8 protein-coding genes and 2 pseudogenes are annotated in these 11,453 nt (G+C 52.3%); 2 read left to right on the top strand and 8 right to left on the bottom strand.

Annotated features, from left to right (window positions below; genetic code table 11):
* Positions 1–76 precede the first annotated feature (76 nt).
* Positions 77–2,782 carry an HTH-type transcriptional regulator MalT gene (malT, locus tag LDB27_RS01600; protein WP_000907030.1) on the top strand — a complete coding sequence of 902 codons (2,706 nt, stop codon included), beginning with the start codon at positions 77–79 and terminating at the stop codon, positions 2,780–2,782.
* A 66-nt stretch (positions 2,783–2,848) separates the two neighbouring features.
* On the opposite strand, the gene LDB27_RS01595 is transcribed toward malT, so the two are convergent.
* The 3 genes from LDB27_RS01595 to glpE all read right to left on the bottom strand — a co-directional run bounded on the left by LDB27_RS01595 (position 2,849) and on the right by glpE (position 4,933).
* Entirely contained in the window at positions 2,849–3,607 is a 759-nt protein-coding gene (locus LDB27_RS01595) for a DeoR/GlpR family transcriptional regulator (RefSeq protein WP_000815084.1), read from the bottom strand.
* 93 nt (positions 3,608–3,700) lie between these two features.
* The gene (glpG, locus tag LDB27_RS01590) at positions 3,701–4,531 is read right to left on the bottom strand and encodes a rhomboid family intramembrane serine protease GlpG (RefSeq protein WP_000928702.1); all 831 of its coding nucleotides are present in this window, start codon (positions 4,529–4,531) and stop codon (positions 3,701–3,703) included.
* 75 nt (positions 4,532–4,606) lie between these two features.
* Complete coding sequence (gene glpE / locus LDB27_RS01585; RefSeq protein ID WP_000434523.1) at positions 4,607–4,933, bottom strand: thiosulfate sulfurtransferase GlpE; 327 nt, start codon at positions 4,931–4,933, stop codon at positions 4,607–4,609.
* A gap of 198 nt (positions 4,934–5,131) precedes the next feature.
* On the opposite strand from glpE, the gene glpD reads away from it, so the two are divergent.
* The gene (gene glpD / locus LDB27_RS01580; protein WP_000448178.1) at positions 5,132–6,640 is read left to right on the top strand and encodes a glycerol-3-phosphate dehydrogenase; all 1,509 of its coding nucleotides are present in this window, start codon (positions 5,132–5,134) and stop codon (positions 6,638–6,640) included.
* Between the two features lie 46 nt (positions 6,641–6,686).
* Here glpD and LDB27_RS01575 read toward each other — a convergent pair.
* From LDB27_RS01575 to glgP, 5 genes and pseudogenes are all read right to left on the bottom strand, one after another.
* A pseudogene (locus tag LDB27_RS01575) lies at positions 6,687–7,106 on the bottom strand (hypothetical protein); the annotation flags it as partial.
* A complete protein-coding gene (locus tag LDB27_RS01570; protein ID WP_000393231.1) occupies positions 7,100–7,807 on the bottom strand; it encodes a membrane protein in 708 nt (235 codons plus the stop codon). The gene LDB27_RS01570 and the pseudogene LDB27_RS01575, both read right to left, overlap by 7 nt.
* A 9-nt stretch (positions 7,808–7,816) precedes the next feature.
* Positions 7,817–8,212, bottom strand: a pseudogene (locus LDB27_RS01565) (PstS family phosphate ABC transporter substrate-binding protein); the annotation flags it as partial.
* 143 nt (positions 8,213–8,355) lie between these two features.
* Positions 8,356–8,898 carry a hypothetical protein gene (locus LDB27_RS01560; protein ID WP_000338410.1) on the bottom strand — a complete coding sequence of 181 codons (543 nt, stop codon included), beginning with the start codon at positions 8,896–8,898 and terminating at the stop codon, positions 8,356–8,358.
* 99 nt (positions 8,899–8,997) lie between these two features.
* Positions 8,998–11,445, bottom strand: coding sequence for a glycogen phosphorylase (gene glgP / locus LDB27_RS01555; protein WP_000993424.1), 2,448 nt, complete (start codon positions 11,443–11,445; stop codon positions 8,998–9,000).
* Positions 11,446–11,453: the final 8 nt, after the last annotated feature.

The raw sequence follows: 11,453 nt of genomic DNA, 5'->3' as shown, positions 1-11,453 counted from the left end.
CCGACCTTATATCTATTAATTACGAAGCGCAAAAAAAATCGCAGTTCCCCCCATTTCCCACAGTGAAGTGATTGCTATGTTGATTCCGTCTAAATTAAGTCGTCCGGTTCGTCTCGACCATACCGTGGTTCGTGAGCGGCTGTTGGCTAAACTTTCCGGCGCGAACAATTTCAGGCTCGCCCTGGTAACCAGTCCTGCTGGCTATGGGAAAACCACGCTTGTCTCACAGTGGGCGGCGGGCAAAAATGAATTAGGCTGGTACTCTCTCGACGAAGGCGATAACCAGCAAGAGCGGTTCGCCAGTTACTTAATTGCCGCAATCCAACAGGCCACCGGCGGACACTGCTCTACCAGCGAAGCGATGGCGCAAAAACGTCAGTACGCCAGCCTGACGTCCCTCTTCGCACAGCTCTTTATTGAACTGGCGCAGTGGCATCGCCCGCTTTATCTGGTGATTGACGACTACCATTTGATTACCAATCCGGTGATTCACGACGCGATGCGCTTTTTCTTACGTCATCAGCCGGAAAATTTCACCCTGGTGGTGTTATCGCGTAATTTACCGCAACTGGGCATCGCTAACCTGCGCGTGCGCGATCAGCTGTTGGAAATCGGTAGCCAGCAGTTGGCTTTTAACCATCAGGAAGCAAAGCAATTTTTTGACCGTCGTCTTTCGTCGCCCATTGAAGCCGCTGAGAGCAGCCGCATGTGCGACGATGTTGCCGGTTGGGCCACTGCGCTACAGTTGATCGCCCTCTCCGCGCGCCAGAACCATACCTCTGCGCATCACTCCGCCCGCCGTCTTGCCGGGATTAATGCCAGCCACCTTTCTGATTATCTGGTGGACGAAGTACTGGATAACGTGGATGTCAGCACCCGACATTTTTTACTTAAAAGCGCGATCTTACGCTCAATGAATGACGCGTTGATCGTACGCGTGACCGGCGAAGAAAACGGCCAGATGCGGCTGGAGGAGATTGAGCGCCAGGGGTTATTCCTACAACGCATGGACGACACGGGCGAGTGGTTTAGCTATCACCCGTTGTTTGGTAGCTTTCTGCGCCAGCGTTGCCAGTGGGAACTGGCGGCGGAACTGCCGGAGATCCACCGCGCGGCCGCAGAAAGCTGGATGGAACAAGGTTTTCCCAGCGAAGCTATACATCATGCGCTGGCGGCGGGTGACGCGCAAATGCTGCGCGATATCCTGCTTAATCATGCGTGGGGGCTGTTTAATCACAGTGAACTGGCGCTGCTGGAAGAGTCATTAAAAGCGCTGCCGTGGGAAAGCCTGCTGGAAAATCCGCGGCTGGTGTTGTTACAGGCCTGGCTGATGCAAAGCCAACACCGCTACAGCGAAGTGAATACGTTGCTGGCGCGCGCCGAGCAAGAGATCAAAGGGGTCATGGACGGCACGCTACATGCTGAATTTAACGCGCTGCGCGCTCAGGTCGCCATCAACGACGGCAATCCGGAAGAGGCAGAGCGGCTGGCGAAACTGGCGCTGGATGAGCTTCCTCTCGCCTGGTTTTATAGCCGTATTGTCGCGACCTCCGTTCACGGTGAAGTGCTGCACTGTAAAGGCGATCTCAGCCAGTCTTTATCGCTGATGCAGCAAACCGAACAAATGGCGCGCCATCATGACGTCTGGCATTACGCGCTGTGGAGCTTAATTCAACAAAGCGAAATTCAGTTCGCCCAGGGATTCCTGCAGGCCGCATGGGAAACGCAGGAGAGAGCCTTCCAGTTGATCAAAGAGCAACATCTGGAACAACTGCCGATGCATGAGTTTCTGGTACGTATCCGCGCGCAATTGCTGTGGGCGTGGGCGCGCCTTGACGAAGCGGAGGCCTCGGCGCGCAGCGGTATCGCTGTGCTGTCCACCTTCCAGCCGCAACAACAGTTGCAGTGCCTGACGTTACTGGTGCAGTGCTCGCTGGCGCGCGGCGATCTGGATAATGCCCGTAGTCAGCTTAACCGACTGGAAAATTTATTAGGCAATGGTCGTTATCACTGCGACTGGATCTCTAACGCCGATAAGGTGCGTGTCATTTACTGGCAGTTAACCGGCGACAAAAAATCCGCCGCCAACTGGTTACGTCATACGCCCAAACCGGCGTTTGCCAATAACCATTTTCTGCAAGGGCAATGGCGGAATATCGCCCGCGCGCAGATCCTGCTGGGCGAATTCGAGCCTGCGGAAATCGTGCTGGAAGAGTTAAATGAGAATGCCCGTAGCCTGCGCTTAATGAGCGATTTAAACCGCAATCTGCTGTTACTCAATCAGCTTTACTGGCAATCCGGGCGGAAAAACGATGCCCAGCGCGTATTGCTTGATGCCTTACAGCTCGCCAACCGCACCGGATTTATCAGCCATTTTGTGATTGAAGGCGAAGCCATGGCGCAACAATTGCGTCAGCTTATCCAGCTCAATACGCTGCCGGAGATGGAGCAGCATCGCGCGCAGCGCATCCTGCGAGAGATTAACCAACATCACCGGCATAAATTCGCCCATTTTGACGAGGGCTTCGTCGAGCGCCTGCTTAACCATCCGGATGTCCCGGAGCTTATTCGCACCAGCCCGCTCACCCAGCGTGAATGGCAGGTGTTAGGGCTTATCTATTCCGGTTACAGCAACGAACAGATTGCCGGCGAACTGGCGGTGGCCGCGACCACCATTAAGACGCATATCCGCAACCTCTACCAGAAACTCGGCGTCGCGCACCGTCAGGACGCGGTACAGCACGCGCAGCAGTTGCTGAAGATGATGGGGTACGGGGTTTGACGTGTGCCTGATGAGCTTATCAGGCCTACGATCACGCGCAGAGTTAGGCCTGATAAGACAGTCTCTTTAGCACAGCTCTAATTGAATATGGTGGTCGGCAATCACCTGCATCACGCCCGGCGGCGGCAGGGTATCGGTGTAGACCGCATCGACCATACTAATGCTGCCCATGTTTACCATCGCGTTACGGCCAAATTTAGAGTGATCCACCACCAGCATCACATGGCGCGAATTTTCGATAATCGCGCGCTTGGTGCGTACCTCATGATAGTCAAATTCCAGCAACGAGCCGTCGCTATCAATACCGCTAATACCGAGAATGCCGAAATCGAGACGGAACTGGGCGATAAAGTCCTGCGTCGCTTCGCCAATAATGCCGCCGTCGCGGCTGCGGAGTTCGCCGCCGGCGAGGATAATACGAAAATCCTCTTTCGCCATTAGCGTGTTCGCTACGTTCAAATTGTTGGTCACGATCCGCAAATTACTGTGCCCTAACAGGGCGTGCGCTACGGCTTCCGGCGTCGTGCCGATATCAATAAACAGCGTTGAACCATTGGGGATCTGGGCCGCGACTTTGCGAGCGATGCGCTCTTTTTCTTCCGTTTGCGTCGCCTTACGATCGTGCCACGGCGTGTTCACCGAGCTGGAGGGCAACGCCGCGCCGCCGTGGTGGCGCAAAATCATATTCTGTTCCGCCAGATCGTTAAGATCCCGACGAATGGTTTGCGGGCTGACAGAAAAATGCTCCACCAGCTCTTCCGTACTGACGTACCCCTGTTTTTTCACCAGTTCAATGATCGCGTCATGCCGTTGTGTTTGTTTCATGAATAATCTCTGAAAGTAACCAACCTTGCGCCGGATAGCGGCATTCGCCCTACCCGGCCTGGAAAAATATCTCGACCACAGGCCGGATACGCCTCACGTTCGTTTTCGCGCATTCAGCGTATCAACAAAGGCCATCGCTAAACCGACGATAAGCCCGGCGATGTGCGCGCCGTTCGCCATAGACATGCCAAACCAGTCAAACCAACCAGCGACTATCCACAATAATGCAAAAATAATTAAGCCGCGCTGGAGGTAAATTCCGCTTTGCGGATCGCGCTCTCCGCGCAGCCACACGTAACCCATCAGCGCATAGACGACGCCAGACAGCCCGCCAAACCACGGGCCGCTAAATTTCTGCTGTACATAGCCGCTTAGTAGCGCGCTTATCACCGTAATGACGATTAATTTACCGCTGCCCAGGCGCTTCTCTACCGCCCCGCCTAGATACCACCACCACAGCAGGTTAAAAAGAATATGCATCAGTGAGAAGTGCATAAAGATATGGGTGAAGTAGCGCCAGACTTCAAATTTTAAAACCGGATCGAACGGCCACGCCAGCCACACCATCACCGTCTGATCGCCGATGAGACTCATCGCGATATAGACCAGCACGCAGGCGAGCATCACGATCCAGGTAACAGGGCCGGCTCGTTCACGCAGCGTGGCGAGAAAGGGAAAACGGCGGTAGCGTAGCCCGCTGTTCGTCTGCCCGGACTGCCAGCTAGCCGCCAGATAACGCGGATCGCCGGGATTTTCTATAAACCGCGCCAGCTCGACCCGCACACGTTCGGCCTGCGATTCATCCGCCAACCAGATATCGCTTTGATTATGTTGCTGAATAGTAAGAATGACGCCCTGGGTGGCCATGTAATCAACAAATGCCTGCGCCACGCGAGGATTCGCAAAGGAAGTAATCATCAACATTATTGCTGTCGCTTAGTCCATACAAAAGAAGACAGTATATATACCCTTCTCGTCGGAGGCTGCATCTTTATGGGATTACGCGCCATTTGCGACATCGGCAGGGAAACGGCGATGCCAGGCCTCAAACCCGCCGTCAATGCTGTAAACCGCATCATAGCCTTGCTGGAGCAGATACTGCGCGGCGCCTTTACTACTGTTGCCGTGATAGCACATTACCATCACGGCGGTATCGAAACCATGCTCACGCATAAACGCGCCCAGCGTATCGTTAGTCAAGTGAAACGCCTGCGGCGCATGACCCATGGCATAACTTTGCGGATCGCGAATATCGACCAGCACCGCCGCGCCCTGGTGCAGTTTCTGATACGCCTCTTCTACAGTGATACATTCAAATTGTTCCATGAATCGCTCTTTCATTATTACCGGTGAAGCCAATTAAGGCATTTTATCGCCCAGTGTACGTTGACGGAGTAGCTTAACGCCATAATGTTATACATATCACTCTAAAATGTTTTTTCGATGTTACCAATAGCGCGTTTCTTTGCTATTATGTTCGATAACGAACATTTTTGAACTTTAACGAAAGTGCAAGAGGGCAGCATGGAAACCAAAGATCTGATCGTGATAGGCGGGGGCATTAACGGTGCAGGCATCGCGGCTGATGCCGCCGGACGCGGTTTGTCCGTACTCATGCTGGAAGCGCAGGATTTGGCCTGCGCGACCTCTTCCGCCAGTTCGAAACTTATCCACGGCGGCTTACGCTACCTTGAACACTACGAGTTCCGTCTGGTCAGCGAAGCGCTGGCCGAACGTGAAGTGCTGTTGAAAATGGCGCCGCACATCGCCTTCCCGATGCGTTTTCGTCTGCCGCACCGCCCGCATTTACGTCCGGCCTGGATGATCCGTATCGGTCTGTTTATGTACGATCACCTCGGCAAACGTACCAGTTTACCCGGTTCCACCGGTGTGCGGTTTGGCGCAGATTCGGTACTCAAACCTGAAATCGTGCGCGGATTCGAATACTCCGACTGCTGGGTAGACGATGCGCGTCTGGTGCTGGCTAACGCACAGATGGTGGTGCGTAAAGGCGGCGAAGTCCTTACCCGTACTCGCGCAACCGCCGCTCGTCGGGAAAATGGCCTGTGGATTGTCGAAGCGGAAGATATCGACACCGGTAAAAAATATGTCTGGCAGGCGCGCGGACTGGTTAACGCCACCGGACCGTGGGTCAAACAGTTCTTCGACGAAGGGATGCATCTGCCGTCACCGTATGGCATCCGCCTGATCAAAGGCAGCCATATCGTCGTGCCGCGCGTCCATAATCAGAAGCAGGCGTATATTCTGCAAAACGAAGATAAACGTATCGTCTTTGTCATTCCGTGGATGGAGGAGTTTTCGATCATTGGCACAACCGATGTCGAATATAAAGGCGATCCGAAAGCGGTAAAAATCGAAGAGAGCGAAATTAATTACCTGTTGAAGGTCTATAACGCGCACTTCCAGAAACAACTGGGGCGCGATGACATCGTCTGGACGTACTCCGGCGTCCGTCCGCTGTGCGATGATGAGTCCGACTCACCGCAGGCGATCACTCGCGATTATACCCTGGATATCCATGATGAAAACGGCAAAGCGCCGCTGCTTTCCGTGTTTGGTGGTAAGCTCACGACCTACCGTAAGCTGGCCGAACACGCGATGGAAAAACTGGCGTCTTATTATCCAGGCATCGGGCCGGCATGGACCAAAACGTGCGTACTGCCCGGCGGCGACATCGACGGCAGCCGCGAAGATTACGCGGCGAAGCTGCGTCGTCGTTATCCGTTCCTGACGGAATCGCTGGCGCGCCACTATTCGCGCACTTACGGTAGCAACACGGAGTGGATTCTCGGCGAAGCTACGTCACTGCTTGATTTAGGCGAAGATTTCGGTCATGAGTTTTACGAAGCGGAACTCAAGTACCTGGTGGATCACGAATGGGTGCGCCGTACTGAAGACGCTATCTGGCGTCGCACCAAAGAAGGCATGTGGCTGACCGCCGAACAGCAGTCCCGCATCACTCAGTGGCTGGCGGCGTATGTTGAGAAACACCAGCTTTCACTGGCGTCGTAATAAAATCCGGGGCGGTTTATACCGCCCTTTTCGCCACATACCGCATTCACTCGCCGGGTTTTGTACAGCCGGGCATATGATTAGTGATACGGTAGCGCTCGACACTTATTTTGGTAATAAAGAAGGGTTTTGCCAGCGCTTCGCTATTCCAGAGAGTTTTCCCCGTTTTACACCAGCTTTTATGAGTAAAGTTGGCATAATGAACCACGCTCTCCTCCCCCAGCCCCCTTTCAAAATGCGCGCGTTTATCACCGTCGGCCACGCTAAAGTCAGCATAAAAAAGATTGCTGTCCAGGTTAAACGTCATTTCTATTTCACTGGCGGACGATGGAAAGAACACAGGCAGCCAGGTCCAGATACCGGACTGCTCGGGTATGGCGGCATAATCAGGAAAATAGCTTACCAGGCGATCATCGCAGGCGGTCAGCACAGCGATGATGCTCAATGCAGCGCCCCACCTCACCACACCGGTAGCCGCCGTTTCTCAAACGGCCAATATACAAAGCGCGCCTGAGCAGCATTGAGGCGAATAAAGACCTCACGCGGCAAATGAAAGCCAGGCCTGGTACACAACTCCTGACAGCTCGTACAACTTTCCTCGCAACCGCTTTTAGCCTGATAGAACCGGGCGTATAGCGTCAACGCCGACTGCTTTTTCCTGAATACCCTCAGGCTATTGTCGTTGTGGTATTTCAAGGCGCCCTTAAATACCTGAAAGATAAAAATATCAGTCGCATCGCTGTACTCACGAAGGCCACGCGTGGTTATCACGCTCCGCTGCTGATGAAAACCCTGCGCGGAAAAAATGACCGTGAAATCATCGAGTGTTTTGATGTCGCAGGTATGAGCTGGCACCACATCAATATAAGGATCGAAGTCCAACGACGCACCGCAGGCGCTAATACGGCTAATCGTATCAGGCTCAAGAGAAAATCCAGGCCAGATACCACTAGATGTTAAGCCAATCCCTAACATGACATCATATACATGCAGCCCTTCCAGCCCCTGCGCGCCCATGAATGCTTCACTCTCGTCGAGGACCTGATTAATCAGCTCAGCAACAATATCTTTATGCCACGAAGTGGATTCACGCCGTGCAATACGAATATCAGCGCCGCTGGCCGGGTCTACGCCTACCAGTTCCACATATAATTTAACCTCTTCCATTTAGTCCCTTTATTTCGCGGCCGGATACAGCGGCACATATCCCACATCCTGCACCAACTGTTGTCCCTGCGGGCTTAGAAACCAGTCCACCAGCTTTTGTGTTTCCGCTGTGGGGTGTTCACGGGTGACCATATAAACATCAACCGTGTACGGGTAACTGCCGTTACGAATATTTTCAACCGTCGGCGCAACATCGTTTATCGCCAGTAATTTAATCTCTTTATTGCTGTGCATCTGCGTAGCGTAATAACGAAAGGTATAGCCAATGGCGTTGTGAGTGTTGCGATGTTCGGTAATTACCTTAATCATGCCGTCCATTACGCTCACTACTTCCGTTTCCTGTGGCGACATCATCCGGGTATTTTTCATTACTTTCGCCAGCATCACCGTCTGGCTGTCAGAATCTATAAGCCTTTCAGACCGCTGACGAAGCTATTGGCGCTGTTTGATGTTGGGTTACGCTTCGCCCCACCCAACAAGTCCAAAATATCAATGCGCTACAAATTTTCGTTGGATGCAATCCAACATTTATTAGGCTCCGGCATTTGTCAGTAGCCTCCTTTATCTGGAACTTTGCGAATAAGCACTAACTCATTGCCATTGAGAAGATAATAATCATAAGACTTCTCCAACGACTCAGTGGTTTTATAAGCTACCAGCAATCGACTCTTTTTATCCATATACAGAATCTCTTCACCTATAGGCTGCGGCTCTTCGTCCGTCCCGCTATAATAGACCTGAAAGGTGTGGGATAACGCGCGCCCTGTTCGCTTGTTGATAAAAGCAATAACATGACACCCAGAACCGCCGCAGCCCCATTCGGTCTGGGCATACTCACCCGCAAAAACGGCGTCGTTCTGCAATGCTTCTTTGAAACGTGTGTGGAACATATTGGTGAACTCATCCGTGCGGTCTACGCTTGTCGCCGTTTTCCCATGATAAATAACCGCAGGGTAATCTTTACCTTTTGGTAAGGCGTCTTCTGCCAGGCCCAGCGGTGAAATCATCTCCAGCAACAGAATTGAAGAAATAAATGCAATAGCCTGTTTTTTCACAGTCCATAAATATTTATTTAATAAATCAGCATCCATACAATTATTCATCCTAAATATAAAAATGGGCAATCGCGATATTCGCTACCACCCATCTTAATAGCTTAATAAAAATATTAAGTCACATCGGAAAAATAATCACAACCGCACCGGATCAATATGCCAGATATTTTCGGCATACTCTTTGATGGTTCTGTCCGATGAGAAGTAGCCCATATTGGCAATGTTGAGCATCGCTTTCGTCGTCCACTCTTCCGGGCGACGATACAACTCATCCACCTTATCCTGGCAGTCCACGTAGCTGCGGTAGTCCGCCAGCACCTGATAGTGATCGCCAAAGTTAATCAGCGAATCTACCAGATCGCGGTAACGGCCTGGCTCTTCCGGATTAAAGACGCCGCTACCAATCTGCGTCAGTACCTGATGTAGCTCTTCATCTTTTTCATAATAGTCGCGAGGCTTATAACCCTGCCTGCGCAACGCTTCCACCTCTTCGGCAGTATTACCGAAGATAAAGATATTCTCCTCGCCGACATGCTCCTGCATCTCTACGTTCGCGCCATCCAGCGTACCAATGGTGAGCGCGCCGTTCAGGGCAAATTTCATATTACTGGTGCCGGAAGCTTCTGTTCCTGCCAGCGAAATCTGCTCAGACAGGTCGGCAGCGGGAATGATCACCTGCGCCAGGCTGACGCTGTAGTTCGGGATAAACACCACTTTCAGCTTGTCGCCAATCTGCGGATCGTTGTTAATCACTTTCGCCACGTCGTTGATCAGATGAATAATGTGTTTTGCCATGTAATAGGCGGAAGCCGCCTTACCGGCAAAAATATTCACCCGCGGCACCCAGTCGGCCTCCGGATTTTCTTTAATGCGGTTATAGCGGGTAATGACATGCAGTACGTTCATCAACTGCCGCTTGTATTCGTGAATACGCTTAATCTGCACGTCAAATAACGCTTTAGGGTTTACCACCACATTCAGTTGTTGCGCTATCACTACCGCCAGCCGTTTTTTATTTTCCAGCTTCGCCTGACGCACCGCATGATTGACCAGCGGATAATCACAATGCTGTTTCAGCTCGCTGAGCTGACTAAGATCGGTACGCCAGGTACGACCAATATTCTCATCCAGCACGTCAGACAGCGGCGGGTTTGCCAACGCCAGCCAGCGGCGCGGCGTAACGCCGTTAGTGACGTTACAAAAACGGGTCGGGAAAATCTTCGCAAAATCCGCGAACAGCGACTGCACCATCAGGTTGGAATGGAGTTCAGAAACGCCGTTGACTTTATGGCTGACCACCACCGCCAGCCAGGCCATCCGTACCCGGCGACCGTTCGACTCATCAATAATCGACGCGCGTCCAAGCAGGCTGGTATCGTTGGGATATTGCTCTTGCAACGTTTTCAGGAAATAGTCGTTAATCTCGAAGATAATCTGCAGGTGACGGGGCAGAATTTTCCCCAGCATATCGACAGGCCAGGTTTCCAGCGCCTCGCTCATCAGCGTATGGTTGGTATAAGAGAAGACCTGACAGCACACCTCAAACGCGTCGTCCCAGCTAAATTTATGTTCATCAATCAGCAGACGCATCAGCTCCGGAATTGACAGCACCGGATGCGTATCGTTGAGGTGAATGGCGATTTTATCCGCCAGATTCTCATAGGTTTTATGCAGTTGATAATGACGGTGCAGGATATCCTGCACTGTCGCCGAGACCAGAAAATACTCCTGGCGCAGGCGTAGCTCTCGTCCGGAATAGGTGGAATCGTCCGGGTAGAGCACCCGTGAAACGTTCTCAGAGTGGTTTTTATCTTCCACCGCCGCAAAGTAGTCGCCCTGGTTGAATTTACCGAGGTTGATTTCACTACTGGCCTGCGCATTCCACAGCCGCAGTGTGTTAGTGGCGTCGGTGTCGTAACCGGGGATGATCTGATCATACGCGACGGCCAGAATCTCTTCCGTCTCAATCCAGCGCGCTTTTTTACCTTCCTGCTGAATGCGCCCGCCAAAAAGCACTTTATAGCGTGTATTGTGGCGCTTGAACTCCCACGGGTTGCCATATTCCAGCCAGTAATCCGGAGATTCTTTTTGCCGCCCGTCGACAATATTCTGCTTAAACATGCCGTAATCGTAGCGAATGCCATACCCGCGACCCGGTAATCCTAGCGTCGCCAGCGAGTCCAGGAAGCAAGCCGCCAGCCGTCCTAAGCCGCCGTTGCCAAGCCCTGGGTCATTCTCTTCATCGATCAGCTCTTCGAGATCTAAGCCCATGGCCTCCAGCGCGCCTTTAACGTCATCATAAATGCCTAGCGAGAGCAGCGCGTTAGAGAGGGTACGACCAATCAAAAACTCCATCGACAGGTAATAAACCTGCCGGGTTTCCTGCGATAATTGGGCTCGATTAGAACGCAGCCAGCGCTCCACCAGACGATCGCGCACCGCGAACAATGTGGCGTTCAGCCATTCATGTTTATTGGCAATGACCGGGTCTTTACCAATCGTAAACATCAGCTTATAGGCAATAGAATGCTTAAGCGCCTCAACGCTGAGTGTGGGCGATGCATAAGTAAACGGAGCATTCATATAAATGA

Origin of the sequence: Salmonella sp. JXY0409-18, assembly GCF_020268625.1 — a bacterium.
Lineage (GTDB): Bacteria > Pseudomonadota > Gammaproteobacteria > Enterobacterales > Enterobacteriaceae > Salmonella > Salmonella enterica.
Note: the sequence above shows the minus strand (reverse complement) of the source record. Positions and strands in the feature narration are given on the sequence as shown.

Bases quoted from the DNA above. Each gene is read 5' to 3' on its own strand.
- LDB27_RS01570 (WP_000393231.1), bottom strand. From the start codon at position 7,807: ATGGAAGAGGTTAAATTATATGTGGAACTGGTAGGCGTAGACCCGGCC.
- glpD (WP_000448178.1), top strand. From the start codon at position 5,132: ATGGAAACCAAAGATCTGATCGTGATAGGCGGGGGCATTAACGGTGCA.
- malT (WP_000907030.1), top strand. From the start codon at position 77: ATGTTGATTCCGTCTAAATTAAGTCGTCCGGTTCGTCTCGACCATACC.
- glpG (WP_000928702.1), bottom strand. From the start codon at position 4,531: ATGTTGATGATTACTTCCTTTGCGAATCCTCGCGTGGCGCAGGCATTT.
- glpE (WP_000434523.1), bottom strand. From the start codon at position 4,933: ATGGAACAATTTGAATGTATCACTGTAGAAGAGGCGTATCAGAAACTG.
- LDB27_RS01560 (WP_000338410.1), bottom strand. From the start codon at position 8,898: ATGGATGCTGATTTATTAAATAAATATTTATGGACTGTGAAAAAACAG.
- glgP (WP_000993424.1), bottom strand. From the start codon at position 11,445: ATGAATGCTCCGTTTACTTATGCATCGCCCACACTCAGCGTTGAGGCG.
- LDB27_RS01595 (WP_000815084.1), bottom strand. From the start codon at position 3,607: ATGAAACAAACACAACGGCATGACGCGATCATTGAACTGGTGAAAAAA.